The organism is Pseudomonas sp. Irchel s3a12 (assembly GCF_900187485.1).
Lineage (GTDB): Bacteria > Pseudomonadota > Gammaproteobacteria > Pseudomonadales > Pseudomonadaceae > Aquipseudomonas > Aquipseudomonas neuropathica.
On record NZ_FYDN01000001.1, the window covers coordinates 13176 to 37458 of the forward strand.

Annotated in this window: 19 protein-coding genes; 14 read left to right on the forward strand and 5 right to left on the reverse strand. The window is 59.0% G+C overall.

Annotation, left to right across the window (positions count from 1 at the left end; all coding sequences use genetic code 11):
- Window positions 1-53 precede the first annotated feature (53 nt).
- On the forward strand, window positions 54-1196 hold the full coding sequence (gene pdxB / locus CKW14_RS00070; RefSeq protein ID WP_095050459.1) for a 4-phosphoerythronate dehydrogenase PdxB: 1143 nt from the start codon (window positions 54-56) through the stop codon (window positions 1194-1196).
- A 169-nt stretch (window positions 1197-1365) separates the two neighbouring features.
- Here pdxB and CKW14_RS00075 read toward each other — a convergent pair whose 3' ends face one another.
- Window positions 1366-1545 carry a PA1571 family protein gene (locus CKW14_RS00075; RefSeq protein ID WP_016983726.1) on the reverse strand — a complete coding sequence of 60 codons (180 nt, stop codon included), beginning with the start codon at window positions 1543-1545 and terminating at the stop codon, window positions 1366-1368.
- A 255-nt stretch (window positions 1546-1800) separates the two neighbouring features.
- On the opposite strand from CKW14_RS00075, the gene CKW14_RS00080 reads away from it, so the two are divergent.
- Window positions 1801-3606 carry an ABC transporter transmembrane domain-containing protein gene (locus CKW14_RS00080; RefSeq protein ID WP_095124317.1) on the forward strand — a complete coding sequence of 602 codons (1806 nt, stop codon included), beginning with the start codon at window positions 1801-1803 and terminating at the stop codon, window positions 3604-3606.
- Between the two features lie 82 nt (window positions 3607-3688).
- Here CKW14_RS00080 and CKW14_RS00085 read toward each other — a convergent pair whose 3' ends face one another.
- Window positions 3689-5617: a transglycosylase SLT domain-containing protein gene (locus CKW14_RS00085; RefSeq protein WP_095050461.1), complete on the reverse strand. Its 1929-nt coding sequence runs from the start codon at window positions 5615-5617 to the stop codon at window positions 3689-3691.
- 214 nt (window positions 5618-5831) lie between these two features.
- On the opposite strand from CKW14_RS00085, the gene CKW14_RS00090 reads away from it, so the two are divergent.
- Window positions 5832-7754 carry an ATP-binding cassette domain-containing protein gene (locus CKW14_RS00090; protein WP_095050462.1) on the forward strand — a complete coding sequence of 641 codons (1923 nt, stop codon included), beginning with the start codon at window positions 5832-5834 and terminating at the stop codon, window positions 7752-7754.
- A gap of 174 nt (window positions 7755-7928) precedes the next feature.
- Here the strand turns inward: CKW14_RS00090 and CKW14_RS00095 are convergent, their stop codons facing one another.
- Window positions 7929-8366, reverse strand: a complete 438-nt coding sequence (locus CKW14_RS00095; protein WP_095050463.1) for a universal stress protein — start codon at window positions 8364-8366, stop codon at window positions 7929-7931.
- Between the two features lie 103 nt (window positions 8367-8469).
- Between CKW14_RS00095 and CKW14_RS00100 the strand changes: the two genes are divergently transcribed.
- The 7 genes from CKW14_RS00100 to CKW14_RS00135 all read left to right on the forward strand — a co-directional run bounded on the left by CKW14_RS00100 (window position 8470) and on the right by CKW14_RS00135 (window position 16866).
- On the forward strand, window positions 8470-8907 hold the full coding sequence (locus CKW14_RS00100; protein WP_095050464.1) for a hypothetical protein: 438 nt from the start codon (window positions 8470-8472) through the stop codon (window positions 8905-8907).
- A gap of 517 nt (window positions 8908-9424) precedes the next feature.
- On the forward strand, window positions 9425-11572 hold the full coding sequence (fadB, locus tag CKW14_RS00110; protein ID WP_095124318.1) for a fatty acid oxidation complex subunit alpha FadB: 2148 nt from the start codon (window positions 9425-9427) through the stop codon (window positions 11570-11572).
- 29 nt (window positions 11573-11601) lie between these two features.
- Window positions 11602-12777, forward strand: coding sequence for an acetyl-CoA C-acyltransferase FadA (gene fadA, locus CKW14_RS00115; RefSeq protein ID WP_007910465.1), 1176 nt, complete (start codon window positions 11602-11604; stop codon window positions 12775-12777).
- Window positions 12778-12876: 99 nt separating this feature from the next.
- Window positions 12877-13113, forward strand: coding sequence for a DUF1653 domain-containing protein (locus tag CKW14_RS00120; RefSeq protein WP_007910467.1), 237 nt, complete (start codon window positions 12877-12879; stop codon window positions 13111-13113).
- 114 nt (window positions 13114-13227) lie between these two features.
- A complete protein-coding gene (gene topA / locus CKW14_RS00125; protein ID WP_095050466.1) occupies window positions 13228-15858 on the forward strand; it encodes a type I DNA topoisomerase in 2631 nt (876 codons plus the stop codon).
- Window positions 15859-16001: 143 nt separating this feature from the next.
- Window positions 16002-16526 carry a DUF6586 family protein gene (locus CKW14_RS00130; RefSeq protein ID WP_007910470.1) on the forward strand — a complete coding sequence of 175 codons (525 nt, stop codon included), beginning with the start codon at window positions 16002-16004 and terminating at the stop codon, window positions 16524-16526.
- Between the two features lie 106 nt (window positions 16527-16632).
- Window positions 16633-16866, forward strand: coding sequence for a hypothetical protein (locus tag CKW14_RS00135; RefSeq protein WP_007910471.1), 234 nt, complete (start codon window positions 16633-16635; stop codon window positions 16864-16866).
- Between the two features lie 92 nt (window positions 16867-16958).
- On the opposite strand, the gene sulA is transcribed toward CKW14_RS00135, so the two are convergent.
- Together sulA and lexA are read right to left on the reverse strand one after the other, a co-directional pair.
- Window positions 16959-17432 carry an SOS-induced cell division inhibitor SulA gene (gene sulA / locus CKW14_RS00140; protein ID WP_095124319.1) on the reverse strand — a complete coding sequence of 158 codons (474 nt, stop codon included), beginning with the start codon at window positions 17430-17432 and terminating at the stop codon, window positions 16959-16961.
- Window positions 17433-17442: 10 nt separating this feature from the next.
- The gene (lexA, locus tag CKW14_RS00145; protein WP_003226590.1) at window positions 17443-18051 is read right to left on the reverse strand and encodes a transcriptional repressor LexA; all 609 of its coding nucleotides are present in this window, start codon (window positions 18049-18051) and stop codon (window positions 17443-17445) included.
- Between the two features lie 229 nt (window positions 18052-18280).
- Here lexA and CKW14_RS00150 point away from each other — a divergent pair, with 229 nt between their 5' ends.
- The 4 genes from CKW14_RS00150 (at window position 18281) to CKW14_RS00165 (ending at window position 24210) form a co-directional block, all read left to right on the forward strand.
- Entirely contained in the window at window positions 18281-18988 is a 708-nt protein-coding gene (locus tag CKW14_RS00150) for a TetR/AcrR family transcriptional regulator (RefSeq protein ID WP_007910473.1), read from the forward strand.
- 158 nt (window positions 18989-19146) lie between these two features.
- Complete coding sequence (gene nagZ / locus CKW14_RS00155; protein ID WP_095050468.1) at window positions 19147-20157, forward strand: beta-N-acetylhexosaminidase; 1011 nt, start codon at window positions 19147-19149, stop codon at window positions 20155-20157.
- A gap of 12 nt (window positions 20158-20169) precedes the next feature.
- A complete protein-coding gene (locus CKW14_RS00160) occupies window positions 20170-20907 on the forward strand; it encodes an S-methyl-5'-thioinosine phosphorylase (protein ID WP_095124320.1) in 738 nt (245 codons plus the stop codon).
- Between the two features lie 9 nt (window positions 20908-20916).
- Window positions 20917-24210, forward strand: coding sequence for a DEAD/DEAH box helicase (locus tag CKW14_RS00165; protein WP_095124321.1), 3294 nt, complete (start codon window positions 20917-20919; stop codon window positions 24208-24210).
- Window positions 24211-24283 lie beyond the last annotated feature (73 nt).

Below are 24283 nucleotides of genomic sequence, written 5' to 3' on the forward strand. Positions count from 1 at the left end.
TGGCCCGGCGACCGATCTGCACCTAAACTGCCGATCCGCCTAAGGAGCCCGCCATGCTGATTGTTGCCGACGAAAATATCCCGCTGCTCGATGCCTTTTTTGCCGGTTTCGGCGAGATCCGCCGGGTGCCGGGCCGTTCCATCGACCGTGCGACGGTCGCGCAGGCCGACGTGTTACTCGTGCGCTCGGTGACCAACGTCAACCGCACGTTGCTTGAGGGCAGCAAGGTGCGCTTTGTCGGTACCTGCACGATCGGCACCGATCATCTGGATCTCGACTACTTCAATGAGGCCGGCATCACCTGGTCGAGTGCACCCGGCTGCAATGCCCGAGGCGTGGTCGATTATGTGCTGGGCAGTCTGATGACCCTCGCCGAAATCGAAGGTGTCGATCTCACTCAGCGGACTTATGGTGTCGTCGGCGCCGGTGAGGTGGGAGGGCGCCTGATCAAGGTTCTAAAAGAGTTGGGCTGGAATGTCAAAGTCTGCGATCCGCCGCGTCAGGCTGCCGAGGGCGGCGATTACGTGAGCCTTGAGCAAATCATTGAGCAGTGTGACGTAATCAGTCTGCACACACCGCTGACACGCAGCGGCGTTGGTGCGACTTGGCATCTGTTCGATCAGCAGCGTCTGCAGCAGCTCAAGCCCGGTGCATGGCTGATCAACGCGGCGCGTGGTCCGGTGGTGGATAACGCCGCGCTGCGCGAAGTGCTGCTGGAGCGTGAAGACCTGCAAGCCGTTCTTGATGTCTGGGAGGCCGAGCCTGAGGTTGATGTTGCATTGGCCGAACTTTGCGTACTGGCCACTCCGCACATTGCCGGTTACAGCCTTGATGGCAAACAGCGCGGAACGGCGCAGATCTATCAGGCTTACTGCCAATTCATCGGCCAGCCAGCAAGCATTCAACTCAGTGAGCTGCTACCGGCGCCGTGGTTGTCGCAAGTGACCTTGCATGGCGACAGCGATCCGGCCTGGGCGCTGGCGATGTTGTGTCGTGGCGTGTACGACCCGCGCCGCGATGATGCGGATTTTCGCCGCAGCCTCGTAGGTAATGTCGGCGAGCAGCGGGCGGCGTTCGATGTGTTGCGTAAACAGTATCCGGTGCGGCGCGAGATTGAAGGGCTGAAGGTGCGGATTGAAGGGGATTCGCCGGTGTTGGCGAAGATAGTCGCGGCACTGGGTGCGGTGACTGTCTAGAAACCGGGTTGGCCCCTTCGCGAGCAGGCTCGCTCCCACATGGATCTCGCACTCACTGACGATCTCCTGTGGGAGCGAGCCTGCTCGCGAAGGTCGCGCCAAAAGTCCCCGGATCTGCAGGCAGAAAAAACCCGGCCAAAGGGGCCGGGTCAGGAAGACGGTGGCTATATCACTCTTGTTCGGCAGGCTTGACCAATCGCTTCTCCAGCTCGCTGCAGGCTTGCTGGATCATCTCTTCAGTGATCGGTACTTCACGCCCATCCTTATCCAGTATCGAGCAACCCAGAGATTGGCCGGGCTTGGTGCGGATCACTTCAATCTTGTCATCGCTGCTGTGTTGCAAGGACATGGCCTGTCTCCTCATCAGGTTGTATACCCAGATTAAAGCCGCCACGTGACCAGGCTGTGACAGCGCCTTTCGATCCGTCATGAGCGGCCATTCCAGTCCAACAGAAATGACCGTTCGTCTCAACCTTGACGTTAGACCGATAGCAACTATGGCCTAGTCTTTGGGGGCATATTTAACCTGACTCATTGTGATTTACAGAGTTCCACCGCAAGAAGGTTTAGGCTAGCCCTTTCATCAACACGGATGTGTACCTGAATGACCCCGAAGCTTTCTTCACGACACCGTCGGGCCCTGCGTCTGACCAGTCGGTTTCTGGCCCCTTACCGCTGGCAAGTCATCGCTGCGCTGCTGGCATTGATCGTCACCGCCGCCGTCACGTTGTCGATGGGTCAGGGGATCAAACTGTTGGTCGACCGGGGCTTCATGACTCAGTCGCCGCATCAGCTCAACCAGAGCATCGGCATCTTCATGTTGATGGTGCTGGGTCTGGCGGTCGGTACGTTTGCCCGGTTCTACTGGGTGTCGTGGATCGGCGAGCGCTGCGTGGCCGACATCCGCCGGGAGGTGTTCAACCATCTGGTCTATCTCCATCCGGGCTTTTACGAGAACAACCGCAGTTCCGAGATCCAGTCGCGGCTGACTGCCGACACGACGCTGTTGCAATCGGTGATCGGCTCGTCGTTGTCGATGTTCCTGCGCAACCTGTTGATGGTCATCGGTGGCGTCATCCTGCTGTTCGTGACCAATGCGAAACTCACCAGCATTGTGGTGATCGCCTTGCCGTTCGTGGTTGCACCGATCCTGATATTCGGCCGGCGCGTGCGCAATCTGTCGCGGTTGAGCCAGGACCGGGTCGCCGATATCGGCAGCTATGTGTCGGAAACCCTCGGCCAGATCAAAACCGTGCAGGCCTACAACCACCAGGTTCAGGACGAGCGACGTTTTGCGACGACGGTCGAGGACGCATTCGACACCGCGCGCAAACGCATCTTTCAGCGTTCGTGGATGATCACCATGGTGATCGTGCTGGTGCTCGGCGCCGTGGCGGTGATGTTGTGGGTCGGAGGCATGGACGTAATCGCCGGGCGCATCACCGGGGGCGAACTGGCGGCGTTTGTCTTTTACAGCCTGATCGTCGGCAGTGCGATTGGCACGTTGAGTGAGGTGATCGGCGAACTGCAGCGCGCGGCCGGGGCCGCCGAACGTATCGCTGAACTGCTGGGTTCGGAAAACATCATCCAGCCGCCCGTTACCGGGCTGGTGACCTTGCCGGAGCGCGTGCGGGGTGAATTGCAATTGCAGGACGTGCGTTTTTCCTACCCTTCGCGTCCGGAAAGCTACGCCGTCAACGGTTTGAATCTGACCATTCGCGCTGGCGAGACACTAGCGCTGGTGGGGCCGTCCGGCGCTGGCAAGTCCACCGTGTACGACTTGCTGTTGCGTTTTTATGATCCGCTGGAAGGGCAGATCCTGATTGATGGCGTGCCTTTGACCAGCCTCGATCCGCTGGACCTGCGCCGTCACTTCGCCCTGGTATCACAATCGCCGGCGCTGTTTTTCGGTAGCGTTGAAGAGAATATTCGTTACGGCAATCCCGGGGCGACGCTGGAGCAGGTCAAGGACGCTGCGAAAATTGCTCATGCCCACGACTTCATCGAGAAAATGCCCAACGGTTACCAGACCCATCTCGGCGATGGAGGCCTCGGTCTTTCCGGTGGCCAGCGTCAGCGTCTGGCCATTGCCCGGGCGTTGCTGGTCGACGCACCGATCCTGCTGCTGGACGAAGCCACCAGCGCCCTTGATGCGCAGAGCGAACACCTGATTCAGGAAGCCCTGCCGAGCCTGATGCAAAACCGCACCACGCTGGTGATCGCGCATCGACTGGCCACGGTGAAAAACGCTGACCGGATTGCGGTAATGGATCAGGGCAAGCTTGTGGCCATTGGCACCCATCAGGAACTGATTGCCAGCAATCCGCTGTATGCGCGGTTGGCAGCGTTGCAGTTCAATGATGGCAAGAGCGCGTCAACGAATCCTGTCACCGATCCTGCCATTCACTAAATAGCCGCTCAGGTTGTGCCCATAAAAAATGCCCGTATCTCGCGATACGGGCATTTTTCGTTAGTTGGCGTCAGTCAGGTGATCACTGATCGTCGAAGTAGCGCTCATGCCAGTCCACCAGCGGCTGCGGCGAGTTGAGCTTCTGGCCGTAGATCACCGAGTACGACAGCACGTTCTGCACATACTGACGGGTTTCGTCGAACGGAATGCTTTCGACCCACACGTCGAAGCTCAGGTGATCGGCGCCGCGCAGCCATTGGCGCACGCGACCAGGACCTGCGTTGTAGGCGGCGGAGGCGAGGACGCGGTTGCCGTTGAACTGGCTGTGCACCTGGCTCAGATACGCGGCGCCGAGCTGGATGTTCTTGTCCGGGTCCAGCACTTGCTGCGGCGAGGCCAGCGGAATGCTGAATTTGCGCGCGGTTTCCTTGGCGGTGCCGGGCATCAATTGCATCAGGCCACTGGCGCCGACACCGGAGCGTGCGTCGTCCATGAACGCGCTTTCCTGGCGGGTAATGGCAAACACCCAGCTCGAATGCAGGCCACGTACCTTGGCTTCACGCACGAGCGTTTCGCGGTGGGCCATCGGGAAGCGGATATCCAGATCGTCCCAGTACTGCGCCTGACTGATGGTGCGGATCGCCGGGAAATACCATTTCAAGTCGTAAGCGAGTTTCGCCTGGGCAACCATTTCATCGCGATTGAAATGGCGGCTGACGTGATACCACTCGCGACGACCGTCGACGATTTGCCCACGGGCATGGAATTCCAGCGCGCGGCGTACGCCCGGCGTGTTGCGCACCTTGTTGATCAGCGCCTGGCTGAGGACCAATGGCTTGTTGTTCAGCGAGTACGGCGATTGCGAGCGGTCGGCGGCGAGGAAACCGTAGAAGTCACGTTCGCGCGCAAGGTTTTTGTACAGGGTCTGCGCTTCCGGGTTCTGCGGCTGGGCCAGTTCCAGACTACGCGCCTGCCAGTAGCGCCAGCGGTTGGTGGTGGCCAGATCCTGCGGCAGACGGCGGGTCAACTGATACGCATCGTCCCAGCGCGCCAGACGCAACAGCAAGCGCAGGCGCCATTCTGAAACGGTGTTGTCGCGCAGCTCCGGGTCGTACTTGGTCATCACGTCCAGCGCGCGGCTGTCGAAACGCCGAGCGAGGGTCAGGCCGATTTCCCGGGCAATCGCGACTTTTTCATCGCGGGAGAAATGCATGCTGCTGGCGTAACCGTCGAGCAACGCCATGGCCTTGTCCGGATCCTGACGGGCCAGTCGGCGCAAGCCGAGGCTGACCACGTCGGACATCGGTTCATCGGCCGGGGTGAAGCGCGAAGGCTGATTGAGCAACTCCGGTTTTTGCGCCACATCCACCAGCAAACGACCGCGCGGGGCGAGGGTGGTCAGGCCGTTGACCAGACTGTTGGCCAATGGATAGTTGCGGGCCTGAGCGGCAAGTTTGGTGCGCTCCCAGCGTTTCTGTTCAGTGAGCTGGCCATCGGCTGCCCAGATGCCGAACAGCGCGTCACACGCGGCGGGTTGGGATTTGCCAGTCAGCCAGAGCTTTTCAGCATTGGCGTACCCCTCGGCCTTATGGTTGCTGCTGATCTGGTACTGCGCATTCAGGCAGTCCAGTTCAGTGAAGTTGAGTTTCGGGTCGTAATACTTGACGAAGGTGGCCCAGTCGCCACGGTCGGCGAGCCAGCGCAACCAGCGCAATTTCATCCAGTTGGCCTGGGGCAGGTCACCGTGTTCGGCGAGGAACTTTTCGATTTCCGCGTTGCTCGCGGTTTTCAGCCGCGCGGTCAGTTCGTCGTAGGCCAGGTACGGTTCCAGCGGGTAATCGGCCAACGCCTGGCTGTAGCGAAAGTACGGGCCGGTATCACCCTTGGCCAGGGCGCGCTTGGCTTCATCGTAATACTGGCGTTGGGTGGACAGGTCCACCGCCTGGGCGGATTGAGCGGCAGCGGCGGTAAGTAGCAAACAGGACAAGACACTGAAAAGGCGACTGCGCATGAGACATCCGGGCAGAGAAATCATGACAAGTGCCGACCTCGGTCAGCACTGAATTGTCTGTAGCTTAGCCTTTTGCCAGCAAGCGGCGAAAGCTTTGCGGGCCTCGCAGCACAAGTTCGCAACAAATGTTGTGCAGAGTGCTTCGACAGACAAATTGCCGGCCTGCTGAAGCCCTAACTCAGGTAGAATGCGCGCCCGGTTTTTGGAGAAGCTCATGACCCTGCTCAAATTCAGCGATGTGTCCCTTGCGTTCGGCGCTATGCCGTTGTTGGACAAGGTGTCCTGGCAGATCGCCCGTGGTGAGCGGGTGTGCATCATCGGCCGCAACGGCACTGGCAAGTCCAGCATGATGAAACTGGTCAAGGGCGACCAGAAGCCCGATGAAGGCTCGGTGTGGCGTGCCCCCGGTCTGAAAATCGGCGAATTGCCGCAAGAATTGCCGGTGGCCGACGATCGGACGGTGTTCGACGTAGTCGCTGAAGGCCTTGATGGCGTGGGCGCGTTGCTCGCCGAATACCATCACCTTGCGCAGAACTGCGTCACTGAAGAAGACCTGAACAAGCTGATGCACGTTCAGCAAGACCTCGAAGCCCGTGATGGCTGGCGCTTGCAGACTCTGGTCGAGAGCACTTTGAGCCGTCTGCAACTGCCGGCCGACAAGACCCTCGCCCAGTTATCCGGCGGCTGGCGTCGTCGCGTGCTGCTGGCGCAGGCGCTGGTGTCCGAGCCGGATCTGCTGCTGCTCGACGAACCGACCAACCACCTGGACATCGGTGCGATTGCCTGGCTCGAAGAAGCCCTGAAAGATTTCCAGGGCGCCGTGCTGTTCATCACGCACGACCGTTCCTTCCTGCAAAACCTCGCCACGCGCATCCTCGAACTGGATCGCGGCGGCCTGATCGACTGGAACGGCGACTACGCCAGTTTCCTTGTGCACAAAGAAGCCGCGCTGGCCGCCGAAGAAACCGCCAACGCGCTGTTCGACAAGAAACTGGCCCAGGAAGAAGTCTGGATCCGCCAGGGCATCAAGGCTCGCCGCACCCGCAACGAGGGCCGCGTCCGCGCCCTGAAAGCTTTGCGCGTGGAGCGTAGCGAGCGTCGTGAGCGCACCGGCAAGGCCAACATTCAGCTGGACACTGCCGACAAGTCCGGCAAGCAGGTGATGGTCCTCGAGAACGTGAGTTTCGCTCACCCGGGCGGCCCGTTCCTGATCAAGGATTTCTCGATGGTGCTGACACGCGGCGACCGTATCGGTCTGCTCGGCGCCAACGGTACCGGCAAGACCACCCTGCTGAAACTCATGCTTAGCGGTCTGCAACCGACCAGCGGCAAAGTGGAAGAGGGCACGCGGATCGACGTGGCCTACTTCGACCAGTTGCGTCATCAACTGGATCTGGAAAAAACCGTGATCGACAACGTCGCCGAAGGTCGCGACTTCATCGATATCGACGGCCAGAGCCGTCACGTGCTGAGCTACCTCGGCGATTTCCTGTTCAGCCCACAGCGTGCCCGCACGCCGGTCAAGGCGCTGTCGGGTGGTGAGCGTGCGCGTCTGTTGCTGGCCAAACTGTTCAGCAAACCGGCGAACCTGCTGGTCCTCGACGAACCGACCAACGACCTCGACGTGGAAACTCTCGAGCTGCTCGAAGAAGTGCTGCTGACTTTCAACGGCACCGTGCTGATGGTCAGCCACGACCGGGCGTTCCTCGACAACGTGGTCACCAGCACGCTGGTCTTCGAAGGTGAAGGCAAGGTGCGTGAATACGTCGGCGGCTATCAGGACTGGATTCGTCAGGGCGGCTCGCCGCGGCTGTTGGGCGTGACTGAAAGCAAATCGGGCAAGGCTGACCTGAATTCGGCGGTAGTCACCGCTGAGCCTGCTGTGGTTGCTGCGCCTGCCGCTGCTGCCCCGGTTGCCAAGAAAAAGCTGAGCTACAAGCTGCAGCGCGAGCTGGAAGCGTTGCCGGGCGATATCGACGCCAAGGAACAGCAGATCGCCGCAGTGGAGGCCGAGATGGCTGAAGGCGGTTTCTATCAGCGTCCACCGGCTGAAACAGCCAAGGTGATTGCCTCGCTGGAGCAGTTGCAGGCTGAACTGGACGCGTTGATGGAGCGTTGGGCCGAGTTGGATGCCTGATTGATCCGGATGTGAAAAAGCCCGGCGTTCAGTGATGAACGCCGGGCTTTTCATATGCGGGTGGAGACCCAATGTGGGAGCGAGCCTGCTCGCGAATGCGGTGTGTCAGGCGGCATTAATGCTGAATGTGCCGACGCCTTCGCGAGCAGGCTCGCTCCCACAATGATCAGTGTTTCAACGTTTGACCAGGTGGACGGCGAGGACGTCGCATGGCGCGCCGTGCAGTACGTCGTTCGCGGTCGAGCCGAGCAACAGCGCCAGACCATGACGGCCATGGCTGCCGACCACGATCAGATCGCACGTGTTTTCCTTGGCGAAATGATGGATTTCCTGGCGTGGCTGGCCATAGGTCAGGTGGCAGTTGGCGCCCTCAAGCTCTGAGTATTTGGCTTTCAAACGCTCCAGGCGCTCCTTGGCCTGATCGAACTGCTGTTGTTGCAGTTGTGACAGATCCATCGGCACGTCGCCGCCGAAGGCCATGGCCATCGGCTCAACGATATGCACGAGCGAAAGCTTGGCGCCATTGCTCACCGATAGCTCGCGGGCGCGGTGAATCACAGGGTCGCACTCTTCGGTCAGATCTACGGCGACCAGAATGTGGTGGTAGGGCATGAGGTGCTCCTCGTGAGGTTTCAATATTGTTAAGTATGGCTGGTTTCAAGCGCATTGGTTCCAAAGTGACACAATGCGCTCACCAAGAATTGGGAATAGAGATATGACGGTCTGGTTGGTGGTGTCAATCCTGCTGGTGGTTTTGAGTCCGTTGGCGTGGTTGCGCCCATCGCGCGCGCAAAGCGGTCGCATCGCCTTGCGCATGGAGGCGCGGCGCATGGGTCTGGCCATGCAACTGGCGCCTCAGGAATGGCCGCACTGGCTGGCGCAAGAGCCGCCGAATCCGTGTGCGCAGTATCATCGGCCGCGTCGTGGCAAGTCGCCTGCCTGCTGGACTTACTGGCAAAAATCGCCGGGTGTGTGGGTCAATCAATGGCAGGAAGTTTGCGAAGATCGGGCGCTGCTCAATCATTTCGAAAAGTTGCCCGGCAACGTTTTCAAAGTCGAAGCAGACAAGCAGATGATCGCCTTGTACTGGGGCGAGAAGGGCGAAGCGTCGGTGTTGCAGGACATCGACACCACTCTGAAAGCACTGGCGTGACGCGCGGACTTTTCCCACTGCAACGGTGGGGAACGTCCGGCAGACGCGCAATAAAAAGCCCGACATGATTCATCGGGCAGGGTGGCCAGGCAGGCCGGAAACCTTTTTTGATGCTGACTTGGTCGGTACATCTCTCTGTAGTCCACCCAGCGTAGCCCTTTAAACTCGGGCTGCTGCGAATTAGGGCGACTTTTCTAACTATTGATTCTATGAATGGCTTCACATGCAGACGCGTGTTGCGGGTCTTCGTCTTACAGAAATGACCGCAAAGTCGCATTTCAACCCGTATTTTGGGCGATTGACAATTGTCGGAAATTCCGTGAAGGTGACGTACCCAAATCAAACGGGCGTATGAATTGAGCGTTTGTCTTACAGACTGCTCCTACAGAATCCCGACTATCGCGTTGGCGGGTGTGCCGGGTGGATTGGCGTTAGCATCGACGAAAAAGCGTCCTGCCGAGCCATTCGCCTGCGTCCGACGTGTACTGTTCAGCTTCCATATCGTGGAGATCAGTTGATGATTTACGAAGGTAAAGCCATCACGGTTAAAGCTCTTGAAAGTGGCATCGTCGAATTGAAATTCGACCTCAAGGGTGAGTCCGTCAACAAGTTCAACCGTCTAACCCTGAACGAACTGCGTCAGGCCGTAGACACCATCAAGGCAGATGCTTCGATCAAGGGCGTGATCGTCAGCAGTGGCAAGGACGTGTTCATCGTCGGCGCCGACATCACCGAATTTGTCGATAACTTCAAGCTGCCGGATGCCGAGCTGGTTGCTGGCAATCTCGAAGCCAACAAGATCTTCAGCGATTTCGAAGACCTCAACGTCCCAACCGTAGTGGCCATCAATGGCATCGCCCTGGGTGGTGGTCTGGAAATGTGCCTGGCGGCTGACTATCGCGTCATGTCGACCAAAGCCAAGATCGGCCTGCCGGAAGTCAAGCTGGGCATCTACCCAGGCTTCGGTGGCACCGTGCGTCTGCCGCGCTTGATCGGTGTCGATAACGCCATCGAGTGGATTGCCTCCGGTAAGGAAAACCGCCCTGAAGACGCCCTGAAAGTCAGTGCCGTCGACGCCGTGGTTGCTCCTGAAAAACTGCAGGAAGCTGCCCTTGAACTGATCAAGCGCGCCATCTCCGGCGAGTTCGATTTCAAGGCCAAGCGTCAGCCGAAACTTGAAAAACTCAAGCTGAACGCTATTGAACAGATGATGGCTTTCGAAACCGCCAAAGGTTTCGTCGCCGGTCAGGCTGGCCCGAACTACCCGGCGCCGGTTGAAGCGATCAAGACCATCCAGAAAGCCGCGAACTTCGGTCGTGACAAGGCGCTGGAAGTCGAAGCCGCCGGCTTCGTCAAACTGGCCAAGACCTCTGCCGCGCAGAGCTTGATCGGTCTGTTCCTGAACGATCAGGAGCTGAAGAAAAAGGCCAAGGCCTACGACGAAATCGCCAAAGACGTGAAGCAGGCCGCTGTACTCGGCGCCGGCATCATGGGTGGCGGTATCGCCTATCAGTCGGCCTCCAAAGGTACGCCGATCCTGATGAAGGACATCAACGAGCACGGTATCGAGCAGGGTCTGGCCGAAGCCGCCAAGCTGCTGGTTGGCCGCGTTGATAAAGGTCGCATGACCGCTGCGAAAATGGCTGAAGTGCTCAATGGCATTCGTCCGACCCTGTCCTACGGCGACTTCGGTCACGTGGATCTGGTTGTCGAAGCTGTCGTCGAGAACCCTAAGGTCAAGCAAGCCGTACTGGCTGAAGTCGAAGGTCAGGTCAAAGAGGACACCATCCTCGCGTCCAACACCTCGACCATTTCCATCAGCCTGCTGGCCAAGGCCCTCAAGCGTCCGGAAAACTTCGTCGGCATGCACTTCTTCAACCCGGTGCACATGATGCCGCTGGTGGAAGTGATCCGTGGCGAGAAGTCCAGCGAGCTGGCTGTTGCCACCACCGTTGCCTACGCCAAGAAAATGGGCAAGAACCCGATCGTCGTCAACGACTGCCCGGGCTTCCTGGTCAACCGCGTACTGTTCCCGTACTTCGGTGGTTTCGCCAAGCTGGTCAGCGCCGGTGTCGACTTCGTCCGTATCGACAAGGTCATGGAAAAATTCGGCTGGCCGATGGGCCCGGCGTACCTGATGGACGTGGTCGGCATCGACACCGGTCACCATGGTCGTGACGTGATGGCTGAAGGTTTCCCGGATCGCATGAAGGATGACCGTCGTTCGGCCATCGACGTGCTGTACGAAGCCAAGCGCCTGGGCCAGAAGAACGGCAAGGGCTTCTACGCCTACGAGGCCGACAAGAAAGGCAAGCAGAAGAAAGTCGCCGATCCATCGGTGCTGGAAGTGCTCAAGCCGATCGTTTACGAGCAGCGTGAAGTCACTGACGAAGACATCATCAACTGGATGATGATCCCGCTGTGCCTGGAAACCGTGCGTTGCCTGGAAGACGGCATCGTTGAAACCGCCGCCGAAGCCGACATGGGTCTGGTCTACGGTATCGGTTTCCCTCCATTCCGTGGCGGTGCACTGCGCTACATCGACTCGATCGGTGTTGCCGAGTTCGTTGCCCTGGCTGACCAGTACGCTGATTTGGGCGCGCTGTACCACCCGACCGCGAAGCTGCGCGAAATGGCCAAAAACGGCCAGAGCTTCTTCGGTTAAGCGCCCCCAACTAGAGTGAGAGTGAACTTATGAGCTTGAATCCTAGAGACGTCGTGATTGTCGACTTCGGTCGTACTCCGATGGGCCGCTCCAAGGGCGGCATGCACCGCAACACCCGCGCCGAAGACATGTCGGCGCACCTGATCAGCAAGTTGCTGGAACGCAACGCCAAGGTCGATCCTGCAGAAGTCGAGGACGTGATCTGGGGCTGCGTCAACCAGACCCTGGAGCAGGGCTGGAACATCGCGCGCATGGCTTCGCTGATGACCCAGATCCCGCACACCTCGGCCGGTCAGACTGTTAGCCGTCTGTGCGGCTCGTCGATGAGTGCGCTGCACACCGCTGCGCAAGCGATCATGACCGGCAACGGTGACGTGTTCGTGGTCGGCGGCGTTGAGCATATGGGCCACGTGAGCATGATGCACGGTGTCGATCCGAACCCGCACATGTCGCTGTACGCGGCGAAAGCCTCGGGCATGATGGGCCTGACCGCTGAAATGCTCGGCAAAATGCACGGCATCACTCGCGAACAACAGGACGCTTTCGGCGTGCGATCCCACCAGTTGGCCCACAAGGCCACCGTGGAAGGCAAGTTCAAAGACGAAATAATCCCGATGCAGGGCTATGACGAGAACGGTTTCCTGAAACTGTTCGACTACGACGAAACCATTCGTCCGGAAACCACCCTGGAAAGTCTGGCAGCCCTCAAGCCTGCCTTCAATCCAAAGGGCGGCACCGTGACTGCCGGTACTTCGTCGCAGATCACCGATGGTGCTTCGTGCATGATCGTGATGTCGGCGCAGCGTGCGCAGGACCTGGGTATCCAGCCAATGGCGGTTATCCGTTCGATGGCAGTGGCGGGTGTGGATCCGGCAATCATGGGCTATGGTCCAGTTCCGGCGACACAAAAAGCCCTGAAGCGTGCGGGCCTTGGCATCAACGATATCGACTTCTTCGAGCTCAACGAAGCTTTCGCCGCACAGGCCCTGCCAGTGCTGAAAGATCTGAAAGTACTCGACAAGATGAACGAGAAGGTTAACCTGCACGGCGGCGCGATCGCCCTGGGTCACCCGTTCGGTTGCTCCGGTGCCCGTATTTCCGGCACTTTGCTGAACGTGATGAAGCAGAATAGCGGCACCTTCGGGGTGGCCACTATGTGCATTGGTCTCGGCCAAGGCATCTCCACCGTCTTCGAACGCGTTTAAGCGTCTCGTCGATGGAAGCCGGGGCCAAGTGCCCCGGTTTTTGTTTTTGTGGATTTATTTTGTTTTTATTTTTGAAAAAATTTGAGTGAGGGCCGAAGCATGCCGATACAACCTGGGCTCTACCAACATTACAAAGGTCCGCAGTACCGCGTATTCAGTGTTGCGCGGCATTCCGAGACCGAAGAAGAAGTGGTCTTTTACCAAGCCCTGTATGGCGATTACGGCTTTTGGGTACGCCCTCTGAGCATGTTTCTCGAGTCAGTCGAGGTTGACGGCGAGCAGGTGCCACGCTTTGCTTTGGTGCAAGCCGAACCGAGCCTTTTTTCCAAGGCATAAGGCGAGTGCGCACAGAACCCTGTGCTTGACCTCACCTTGTATCAACTATATATAGCGGTGCCGCGTCAGGCGCCAACCGCCTTTCACTTCTAGAATTCAGGAATTTTCTGATCCATGGGCAAATCGCTGGTCATTGTGGAATCCCCGGCTAAGGCCAAGACCATCAACAAGTATCTGGGTAACCAATACGTGGTGAAGTCGAGTATCGGCCATATCCGAGACCTGCCCACCAGCGGTTCGGCTAGCGCCAGCAAAGAGCCAGCCGCCAAGCGCGGTAAGGCTGCTGCGGGCGAAGGTCCGGTGCTCTCGCCGAAAGAGAAAGCGCGCAAGCAGCTGGTCTCGCGTATGGGTGTCGATCCCGATCATGGCTGGAAAGCCCAGTACGAGATCCTCCCGGGTAAAGAGAAGGTCATCGAAGAGCTGCGCCGGCTCGCCAAAGATGCTGACACCATCTATCTCGCAACCGACTTGGATCGCGAGGGGGAAGCCATTGCCTGGCACCTGCGCGAAGCCATCGGTGGTGACGACAGCCGCTACAAGCGTGTGGTGTTCAACGAAATCACCAAGAAAGCGATTCAGGAAGCTTTCTCGGAACCGGGTGAGCTGGACATTGATCGTGTCAACGCTCAACAGGCGCGTCGCTTCCTCGACCGCGTTGTCGGTTACATGGTCTCGCCGCTGCTGTGGGCGAAGATCGCTCGTGGCTTGTCCGCCGGTCGCGTGCAATCGGTTGCCGTGAAGCTGGTGGTCGAGCGTGAACGTGAAATTCGCGCGTTCAACCCGGAAGAGTACTGGGAAGTGCATGCCGATCTCGGCACCACCAAAGGCTCCACCGTGCGTTTCGAAGTGGCTCGCGAAAAAGGCGAAGCGTTCAAGCCGCTCAACGAAGCTCAGGCCATGGCCGCGCTGGAGAAACTCAAATCTTCCAGCTACAGCATCGTCAAGCGCGAAGACAAACCGACCAGCAGCAAGCCGTCGGCGCCGTTCATCACATCGACCCTGCAGCAGGCTGCGAGCAACCGCCTGGGCTTCGGCGTGAAGAAAACCATGATGATGGCCCAGCGTCTTTACGAAGCCGGCTACATCACTTATATGCGTACCGACTCGACCAACCTCTCGGCTGATGCCGTGGCGATGGCGCGTACTTACATCGAAGACGAGTTCGGCAAGAAGTACCTGCCGGAAACGCCGAACGTCTACAGCAGCAAGGAAGGCGCACAAGAGGCTCACGAAGCGATTCGTCCTTCTGACGCCAACACCACGCCAAGCAAGCTGGCGGGTATGGAGCGTGACGCTGAGCGTCTCTACGAGCTGATCTGGCGCCAGTTCCTCGCTTGCCAGATGCTGCCGGCGCAATACCTGTCGACCACCGTCAGCGTAGGCGCTGGTGACTTCGAGCTGCGCGCCAAGGGTCGTATCCTCAAGTTTGACGGTTACACCCGTGTCATGCCGCAGATTGCCAAACCGGGTGATGACGACGTTCTGCCTGATATGGCGCAGGGCGACGTGATGAAGCTGATCAAGCTCGATCCATCGCAGCACTTCACCAAACCGCCGGCCCGCTACTCGGAAGCCAGTCTGGTTAAAGAAATGGAAAAGCGCGGTATCGGTCGTCCTTCGACTTACGCTGCGATCATTTCGACCATTCAGGATCGCGGTTACGTGACCCTGCACAACCGTCGTTTCTACTCGGAAAAGATGGGAGACATCGTCACCGAGCGTCTGTCGGAAAGCTTCTCGAACCTCATGGACTACGGCTTCACCGCAGGCATGGAAGAGAACCTCGATGACGTAGCGCAGGGCGAGCGCGACTGGAAAAACGTACTGGACGAGTTCTACGGCGACTTCAAAAAGAAACTCGAAGTAGCCGAAAACCCGGACAGCGGCATGCGTGCCAACCAGCCGGTCATGACCGACATTCCGTGCACGACTTGCGGTCGTCCGATGCAGATTCGTACCGCGTCGACAGGCGTTTTCCTCGGTTGTTCAGGCTACAGCCTGCCGCCGAAAGAACGCTGCAAGGCCACCGTCAACCTGGTGCCGGGCGATGAAATCGCTGCGGACGACGAGGGTGAGTCGGAATCGCTGGTACTGCGTGGCAAGCACCGCTGCCCGATCTGCAGCACGGCGATGGACGCTTACCTGCTGGACGAGAAGCGCAAGCTGCACATCTGCGGTAACAACCCGGATTGCGCCGGCTACGAAATCGAAGAAGGCAGCTATCGCATCAAGGGCTACGAAGGTCCGAGCCTGGAATGCGACAAGTGCGGCAGCGAGATGCAGCTAAAGACTGGCCGTTTCGGCAAGTTCTTCGGTTGCACCAACCCGACCTGCAAAAACACCCGCAAACTGCTGAAAAGCGGTGACGCGGCGCCGCCGAAGATGGATCCGGTGAAGATGCCTGAGCTGAAATGCGAAAAGGTCAACGACACCTACATCCTGCGCGACGGTGCTTCCGGCCTGTTCCTGGCGGCCAGTCAGTTCCCGAAAAACCGCGAGACCCGTGCTCCGCTGGTGATCGAGATTCTGCCGCACAAGGACGAGATCGATCCGAAGTACCACTTCCTCTGCGACGCTCCACAGAAAGATCCTGATGGTCTGCCGGCGGTGATTCGCTACAGCCGCAAGACCAAGGAGCAATACGTACAGACCGAAGTCGATGGCAAGCCTACCGGTTGGAAGGCGTACTTCGACGGCGGCAAGTGGACGGTTGAAGACAAGCGTACGAAGCCAAAAGCTGAGTAAGCCTTAGCCTGATACTGAAAGGCCGCATGAGAACTCTTGGGTTTTCATGCGGCCTTTTTGTTTTGTGCTTGCGGTGGGATCGGCTGATCCACGACACTGTCCGGCCTGTGTGAAGCAATTATTTCGTTGTGGAGAGCGCCGTCATGGCTCACGAACTCTATACCCGCACCAACCAGAAGATCTATTTCGCCGGACTGTCGCTCGAAGCTCTGGCTCGCGCCGAAGAGGGGCGAGCGATGAATTCGCTGGCGTTGATTCAGGCGGGGCGTGAATCGGCGTTGTTTCACCTTTACGGCGCCTTGCTCGGTCTCTGTCACGAGATCGCTGGTTTCTATCGTCTGCCGCAGGCCAATGCACCACGCGCCGAGATGCTGCTGACACGTGAGGTGCTGGAGTCGATCGCGATTCCCGAGTTGGCCGAGATGGTCGAACTCGCTGGCAACTCTGAAACCTGGCTGGCAAAACTGCTGGCAGCGCATTCGGCGCTGTTCCAGCCGCCACGGGTGCCACACAAGCCCAAAGGGGACGTGACTCAGCCGCTAATTCAGGCGATTAATCTGGATGAAGAAGAAGCGCCAGAAGAGTTGAGTCGAGAGGAGCTGGAGAGCTGGCGGCAGAACTTGAAAGGTCTGGCGATACGTTTCCGCGAAGGCTTGAACGAGTGCTGAGGGCGATTGACACGGTGGCAATCTGAAACATGCTGCTGGTCAAGATCCCGAGCGAAGCCTGAATGATGTCTATATAATCCCTGCCTTTCGTGGAGAACAGACCTTTATGCCAACGTCCTTTCTAGAAATTGTCGAGTTACCAGACGGCCGAATCGAACTGCGCAGGGCTGAGGACGAGGGTTCTCTGGTGACGCTGGATTTCTCCGACGATGCCAAGGCGTTCCTTCAAGGTCAGCATGTAGAAATTGCCAAGGCGATGCTAAGCGTCGGCGTGCAGATGGCCGGTCGTATGGTCGAAGGCGAGTTTGATAAGGAAGAGGGGCCGCGGGTTCTTCATTGATCCGCGCCTTTGCTTTTTAACGTTACCGCTTCAGATCGGCTTCTCTGTCCCTGGAGAAGCCCTGCGCTTCACACAGCGCGTAGTAGCAACCCTCAACCCAAACGAATATTCAGGCTCTGAGCTTCGCCCGTGCGTGCGGCGCTGATCAGTTGTTGCCGCGAGTGGTTGTTTAGCGGGTTGAGCCAGGTGACCACAGTGTGGCTGCGCCCCAACCGCAGAGCTTCGCACGCCAGTTGCTGGGCGCTTTGAGCGCCCCGTGGTTGAAGTAGCAGAATACGTTCGCGGTTCAGGCCGGCATCCCGCAGCCAGGTTTGAGTCAGGCTGGCAGGTGGCGCGATCAATGTCAGCCAGCGTGCGTCCTGATCTTCACTGAGTTCGCGAAGAATCGGGGCGAGCAGGTTCAGGCAGTTCCCGGCCGCACCACGCAGTGACAGCTCACTGAATACTTCGGGTTCGGCATTCCAGGGGCGTTCGACCACGTCTTTCAGGATCGGCGCCATCGGTTGCGCCAGAAACGCTTCGAATAAAGGCAGTTGTGTTTGCTGGGGGGTGTGTGGGAACTGCATAAAGCCTCCTTTAGCGGCGGATTACGCCGACACTCAAGCCTTCGATCACCAGTTCCTGATCTTTCAGGTCGACTTCGATAGGGGCGAACTCGGGGTTTTCGGCAATCAGCCAGACCTTGCTGCCTTCACGCTTGAAACGTTTGACCGTCACTTCGTCGCCGATACGGGCAACGACGACCTGGCCATTACGTGCTTCGCGGGTGGTGTGCACGGCAAGAAGGTCACCATCGAAAATGCCGATGTCCTTCATGCTCATGCCGTGTACGCGCAGCAGATAGTCGGCGCGCGGATGAAAGAAGGCCGGATTGATGTTGCAAGACTCTTCGATGTGCTGCTGAGCGAGGATTGGCGCGCCGGCAGCGACCCGGCCAATGATTGGCAGGGTAGAGTCGTCGGCCTTGGCTTCAAAGCCGGGAATGCGAATACCGCGAGAAGCGCCCGGTGTCATCTCGATGGCGCCTTTTCGGGCCAGAGCCTTGAGATGTTCTTCAGCCGCGTTCGGCGACTTGAAGCCCAGTTCCTGAGCGATTTCCGCACGGGTTGGCGGGTAGCCGTTGTCTTCGAGGCAGCGTTTGATAAAGGCCAGAATCTCGGCTTGGCGTGGCGTCAGCTTTAGCATATTGATCGCTCTGTCTTTTTATACAGTGACTGTGATTATATACAGTGAAGCGTCCTTGGCAATGCCCGTTTTTTTGCAGGCCGCCAGACGGTCGGTATTCGTGCTTATTAATGAGTTGGGCTTGTGTGGTTAAATAGCTGACCGACCATTCCCAAAACGAACCGGCAGGCTTGACAAGGCACAGGCTGAAACGTATGTTTCAAACAAGTGTTTGTCAGGCGGAGTAGCCATGGCCCAGTCGGAAACCGTTGAACGCATTCTTGATGCTGCCGAGCAGTTGTTCGCGGAGAAAGGTTTCGCCGAAACCTCATTGCGTTTGATCACCAGCAAGGCCGGCGTCAACCTGGCAGCGGTGAACTATCACTTCGGCTCGAAAAAAGCGCTGATTCAAGCGGTTTTCTCGCGCTTCCTCGGGCCGTTCTGCATCAGCCTCGATAAAGAGCTGGAGCGCCGTCAGGCCAAGCCTGAAAACAAGCCGACGCTTGAAGAGCTGCTCGAAATCCTCGTCGAGCAGGCCCTTGTGGTGCAACCACGCAGCGGCAATGACCTGTCGATCTTCATGCGCCTGCTCGGCCTCGCGTTCAGCCAGAGCCAGGGCCACTTGCGCCGTTATCTGGAAGACATGTACGGCAAGGTGTTCCGTCGCTACATGCTGCTGGTCAACGAAGCCGCGCCACGCATTCCGCCGATCGAGCTGTTCTGGCGCGTGCACTTCATGCTCGGCGCCGCGGCGTTCAGCATGTCTGGCATCAAGGCGTTGCGCGCAATTGCCGAGACCGATTTCGGCGTCAACACCTCCATTGAGCAAGTGATGCGCCTGATGGTGCCGTTCCTCGCTGCGGGCATGCGTGCCGAAACCGGCGTCACCGATGCGGCGATGGCTACCGCACAACTGCGCCCGCGCAGCAAATCAACGCCGGTCGCCGCCAAGGTTTAACCGCGCACGGGTGGGCGCGGCAGCTTGTATCCGCTAAGCTAGCCGCCCATGCCGACTCTCGTTCTGAACCCGAAATCCATACAAATTGCCAACCTGCCGAGCATTGCTCAGGGTAGCGATTTGCTGCGGATCGGGTTTTTCGTTTTCAAGGAATCTCTATGACTGCTGGCCTGCAAGGCTCGTTGATGGTGGACGTCGCCGGTACCTGGCTGACGGCCGAAGATCGCCAATTGTTGCGTCAGCCCGAAGTGGGCGGCCTGATCATTTTCGCGCGCAACATTGAGCATCCGCGTCAGGTGCGTGAGCTTAGCGCGGCCATTCGTGCAGTTCGTCCTGATCTGCTGCTGGCGGTGGATCAAGAGGGCGGTCGCGTGCAGCGCCTGCGTCAGGGCTTTGTGCGCCTGCCGGCCATGCGTGCCATCGCCGACAACCCGAACGCCGAATACCTCGCCGAGCAATGCGGCTGGATCATGGCCACCGAAGTGCTGGCGGTCGGTCTCGACCTGAGCTTCGCCCCGGTGCTCGATCTGGATTACCAGCGCAGCGCTGTTGTCGGCACCCGTTCATTTGAGGGCGATCCGGAGCGCGCCGCAGTGCTTGCCGGAGCGTTCATTCGCGGCATGAACAGCGCGGGCATGGCTGCTACCGGCAAGCATTTTCCTGGCCACGGCTGGGCCGAAGCCGATTCCCACGTGGCGATCCCGAACGACGAGCGCAGCCTGGACGAGATCCGCGCCAACGATCTCGTGCCCTTCGCCAGGCTCAGCAAACAACTGGCCGCTGTGATGCCGGCCCACGTTATCTACCCGCAAGTCGACTCGCAGCCTGCCGGCTTCTCCCGGCGCTGGTTGCAGGACATCCTGCGCGGCGAATTGCAGTTCGACGGCGTGATCTTCAGCGACGACCTGTCGATGGCCGGCGCCCACGTTGTTGGCGATGCCGCCAGCCGCATCGAAGCCGCACTGACTGCCGGTTGCGACATGGGGCTGGTGTGCAACGACCGCGCTGCTGCAGAGCTCGCCTTGAGCGCCGCACAACGCATGAAGGTCAAGCCATCGGCCCGAATCGCGCGCATGCGCGGTCAGGCCATTGCCAGCACCGAATATCGTCAGGATCCGCGCTGGCTCACCGCCATCGGCGCGCTCAAAGACGCTCAACTGATCGATTAAGGATTTTTCGCTATGACGGTTTACGCAATCATCGGTGGCACGGGCCTGACTCAACTCGAAGGTTTGACCATTCGCCAATCGCTGGCAGTGGACACACCCTACGGCGCGCCATCGGCCGACGTGCAGATTGGCGAGTACGCCGGCAAGGAAGTGCTGTTCCTCGCCCGTCACGGCCACCCGCATCGCTTTCCGCCGCACAAGGTCAACTACCGCGCCAACCTGTGGGCGTTGAAGCAGGCCGGTGCCGAAGCGATCATCGCGGTAAATGCGGTGGGCGGTATTCACCCGGCCATGGGCACCGGGCATTTCTGCGTGCCACACCAGATCGTCGACTACACCAGCGGCCGCGAACACACCTTTTTCGCCGATGATCTGGAGCACGTCACCCATATCGACTTCAGCTTCCCCTACAGCGAGCCGCTGCGTCAGCAATTGATTGCGGCGGTGGCTGCCGAAGGCTGCGAATACAGCGATCAAGGCGTGTATGCCTGCACTCAGGGCCCGCGTCTGGAAACCGTGGCGGAGATCGTGCGTCTGGAGCGCGATGGCTGTGGCATCGTCGGCATGACCGGCATGCCGGAAGCTGCACTGGCCCGCGAGCTGGATCTGGATTACGCCTGTCTGGCGCTGGTGGTTAACCCGGCAGCGGGAAAAACCACCGAAGTAATCACCATGGCCGAGATCGAGCAGGCCTTGCATGACGGCATGGGCAAGGTTAAGTCGGCGTTGGCGCGGGTGTTGGCCGGCTAAGGACTGCCCATGAGCATTATCATCGAACAGCTTAAGTCGTTGGCCTGGGCCCGGGCATTCACTAGCAACGCGCTGGCCAAGGCTCGGGCTTATGCCGCCGATGATCGGGTAGAGATCATCGAGATCGATGACAGAAAGATCGAGGCGTTCTGCGTCGGTTCGGAAGATCAGGCGTATGAACAAACCATTTACCTGTCCGAAGATCGGCTGGGTTCCGTCAACTTGCGTTGCCTGTGCACCTGTCCTGTCTCAATCGACTGCAAACACTGCGCTGCGGTGCTCTATCACCTGCAGGGCAGTGATCATGAAGCGTCCGAAAGTAACGCACAGACCCAGTTGGGGCGGGCGCTGGAACATTGGCTTTCGACCATTCCCGTGCCGGCCAAGCCCATCGAAGAAGGCGCGCAAACTGCAGGCACGCGCCTGTTTTACAAGCTCAAGCCGACGTCAGTGAGCGGCAAGTGGCTGCTCGATATTTTCAAGGTCTCCCAGCTCAAGAGCGGCGAGTTGCGCGAAGTCAAACCGATGTATTCGCTGGCGGAAATGCTCATGCGTCAGCCCGGCTACCTGTCCGAGCTGGATCTGCGCGTCGCCAGGCTGCTGGTTGCCATGCACTCCCATCACGCCTATTACAGCGGCTATCCGCTGGAAGGCAGCAGCGGCGCCGAACTGCTGGAAATGCTCCTGCGCACCTCGCGGCTGTTCCTCGATTTCGAGGATCTGCAACCGTTGATGTCTGGCGCGAAACGCATCGGCCAGTTCGCCTGGGCCGAGCAGGCCGACGGCGGGTTCCGCGCGCAGTGGAGCAGTGCCGAGGCTGCGCAGGAAACCGTGCTGGCGCTGGAGCCGCTTTATTACCTGGATCGTGAACAGCGGCAGATTGGCCCTCTGTTCAATGAACTGGATGAAAAACTGGCCAGTCATTTGACTCTGGCGCCGGACATTCCGGCGCGTCAGGCCATGCAGTTCAGTCATCGCATGAGTGCGGCAACGAGAATCCCGCCGCCACACCAACTGACCGAACGAATCATCGACGACGTACTACCGCAGCCGCAACTCACCCTCGTCAGCGGTCGGGAGCGCTCGCGCTGGGAATACGTTCTTGAGCACCGCGCCGCCCTGGTGTTTACCTACAACGGCCAGCCGACGGTGGATCGCAACCCGGAAGTAATGATCCTCAACGGTACCGAAACCCAGCGCATTCAACGCCAGCCTGCGGTGGAAAAGAAACTGCGTCAGATCCTGCAAAAGTTCGGCTTCAAGAAAGCCACCCGTAAGAGTTCGCTGGATCGTCCCGGCGAGATGTTCACGTTGCCGGATGATTCCGCCTGGCTCGGGTTTATGCACGAAGGGCTTGCCACGTTGCGCGCCTCGAACTGGGAAGTCGAGATGAGTCCCGGCTTTCATTTCAATGTGCAGCCAGTCGAGCATTGGTACGCCGAGGTCGAAGAAGAGGCTGGGCATCAGTGGTTTGATTTGCAGTTGGGTATCGTCGTCAATGGCCAGCGCTACAGTTTGCTACCGATCCTTCTGCACTTGTTGCGCACCCAGCCGCGCTTGCTTGACCCGGTCAATCTTGCACAACGCAGCGATGACGAAAAACTCCTGATCGAACTGAAGCCCAGCGGTTTTGGCGACCCATCGGGCGCCAAGGTCGCGCTGCCGCTGAGTCGGATCAAACCGCTGATGGCCACGCTGGGCGAGTTGTACCTGGGCGGTCATCAGGGCGATGCACTGCGCTTGAGTGTCCCGGACGCCGCGCGCTTGAGTATGCTTGATGGCGTACCGCTGGATTGGCAGGGTGGCGAGCGGCTGCGCACCTTTGCCAAGCGCCTGCAGGATGCCAGTCACACCCACGTTGCTGCGCCGGCCGGCCTTAACGCGCAACTGCGCCCGTATCAGCTCGAAGGTCTGAACTGGATGCAAACCCTGCGCGAGCTTGAAGTAGGCGGCATTCTGGGCGATGACATGGGGCTGGGCAAAACGCTGCAAACCTTGGCGCATCTGCTCACGGAAAAACACGCCGGACGCCTCGATTGCCCGGCACTGGCGGTGATGCCGACCAGCCTGATTCCCAATTGGCTCGACGAGGCCGAGCGTTTCACCCCACAGTTGAAAGTATTGGCGCTGCACGGCTCGGGGCGGCAAAAGGATTTCGCTGATCTGGCTGGATACGATCTGGTACTGACCACTTACGCTTTGCTGCCGAGGGATCTCGAGGTTCTACAGCCGCAGTTGTGGAGCGTGCTGATTCTCGACGAAGCGCAGAACATCAAGAACCCGCTCAGCAAAGCCGCGCAGGCCGCACGCGATTTGCAGGCCCGCCAGCGCTTGTGCCTGAGCGGCACGCCATTGGAAAACCACTTGGGCGAGCTTTGGTCGCAGTTTCATTTCCTCATGCCCGGTTGGCTCGGCGACAGCAAGTCCTTCAATCGCGATTACCGCACGCCAATCGAAAAGCACGGCAATGTTCAGCGTATGCAGCACCTGACAGCGCGCATCAAGCCGTTTTTACTGCGCCGCAAAAAGGATCAGGTGGCCACCGAACTGCCGCCGAAAACCGAAATCATCCATTGGGTGGATCTCAGCGACGGCCAGCGCGATGTCTATGAAACCGTTCGCGTGGCGATGGATAAAAAAGTGCGCGACGAAATTGCCCGCAGTGGCGTGGCGCGCAGTCAGATCATCATTCTGGATGCCTTGCTCAAGCTGCGGCAGGTCTGTTGCGACCTGCGCCTGATCAACATGCCGCTGACAGCGAAGGCGCTGCGCTCCGGCAGTGGCAAGTTGGTCAGCTTGATGGAGATGCTCGAAGAGTTGCTCGGCGAAGGTCGAAGAATCCTGCTGTTTTCGCAGTTCACCTCGATGCTCGCCTTGATCGAGGAAGAATTGCAGCAACGTGACATTGCCTATTCGCTGCTGACCGGGGACACCACGGATCGACGCACACCGGTGAAGGATTTTCAGGGCGGCAAGGTGCCGCTGTTTCTCATCAGTCTCAAAGCGGGTGGTACCGGTTTGAACCTGACCGCTGCGGACACGGTGATTCACTTCGACCCTTGGTGGAACCCGGCGGTGGAGAATCAGGCCACCGATCGTGCGTATCGAATCGGGCAAAACAACCCGGTGTTCGTTTACAAGCTGATTGCTCGTGGCACGGTAGAGGAAAAAATACAGGCGCTGCAGCAGGAGAAAGCGGCGTTGGCCGGAGCGGTGCTTGAGGGTGGGACGACAGGTGGCTGGAAACTGGAGCAGGGCGACATCGAGGCGCTGTTTGCACCGTTGCCTGTTGCCAAGGGCTGAGCCCTAAGTAATAGAGCAATATCTGATGGCCCCATCGCTGGCAAGCCAGCTCCCACAGGGTTGGGAGTCGTAC

Coding starts and splice junctions, on each gene's coding strand:
- pdxB (WP_095050459.1), top strand. CDS start 54: ATGCTGATTGTTGCCGACGAAAATATCCCGCTGCTCGATGCCTTTTTT.
- CKW14_RS00075 (WP_016983726.1), bottom strand. CDS start 1,545: ATGTCCTTGCAACACAGCAGCGATGACAAGATTGAAGTGATCCGCACC.
- CKW14_RS00080 (WP_095124317.1), top strand. CDS start 1,801: ATGACCCCGAAGCTTTCTTCACGACACCGTCGGGCCCTGCGTCTGACC.
- CKW14_RS00085 (WP_095050461.1), bottom strand. CDS start 5,617: ATGCGCAGTCGCCTTTTCAGTGTCTTGTCCTGTTTGCTACTTACCGCC.
- CKW14_RS00090 (WP_095050462.1), top strand. CDS start 5,832: ATGACCCTGCTCAAATTCAGCGATGTGTCCCTTGCGTTCGGCGCTATG.
- CKW14_RS00095 (WP_095050463.1), bottom strand. CDS start 8,366: ATGCCCTACCACCACATTCTGGTCGCCGTAGATCTGACCGAAGAGTGC.
- CKW14_RS00100 (WP_095050464.1), top strand. CDS start 8,470: ATGACGGTCTGGTTGGTGGTGTCAATCCTGCTGGTGGTTTTGAGTCCG.
- fadB (WP_095124318.1), top strand. CDS start 9,425: ATGATTTACGAAGGTAAAGCCATCACGGTTAAAGCTCTTGAAAGTGGC.
- fadA (WP_007910465.1), top strand. CDS start 11,602: ATGAGCTTGAATCCTAGAGACGTCGTGATTGTCGACTTCGGTCGTACT.
- CKW14_RS00120 (WP_007910467.1), top strand. CDS start 12,877: ATGCCGATACAACCTGGGCTCTACCAACATTACAAAGGTCCGCAGTAC.
- topA (WP_095050466.1), top strand. CDS start 13,228: ATGGGCAAATCGCTGGTCATTGTGGAATCCCCGGCTAAGGCCAAGACC.
- CKW14_RS00130 (WP_007910470.1), top strand. CDS start 16,002: ATGGCTCACGAACTCTATACCCGCACCAACCAGAAGATCTATTTCGCC.
- CKW14_RS00135 (WP_007910471.1), top strand. CDS start 16,633: ATGCCAACGTCCTTTCTAGAAATTGTCGAGTTACCAGACGGCCGAATC.
- sulA (WP_095124319.1), bottom strand. CDS start 17,432: ATGCAGTTCCCACACACCCCCCAGCAAACACAACTGCCTTTATTCGAA.
- lexA (WP_003226590.1), bottom strand. CDS start 18,051: ATGCTAAAGCTGACGCCACGCCAAGCCGAGATTCTGGCCTTTATCAAA.
- CKW14_RS00150 (WP_007910473.1), top strand. CDS start 18,281: ATGGCCCAGTCGGAAACCGTTGAACGCATTCTTGATGCTGCCGAGCAG.
- nagZ (WP_095050468.1), top strand. CDS start 19,147: ATGACTGCTGGCCTGCAAGGCTCGTTGATGGTGGACGTCGCCGGTACC.
- CKW14_RS00160 (WP_095124320.1), top strand. CDS start 20,170: ATGACGGTTTACGCAATCATCGGTGGCACGGGCCTGACTCAACTCGAA.
- CKW14_RS00165 (WP_095124321.1), top strand. CDS start 20,917: ATGAGCATTATCATCGAACAGCTTAAGTCGTTGGCCTGGGCCCGGGCA.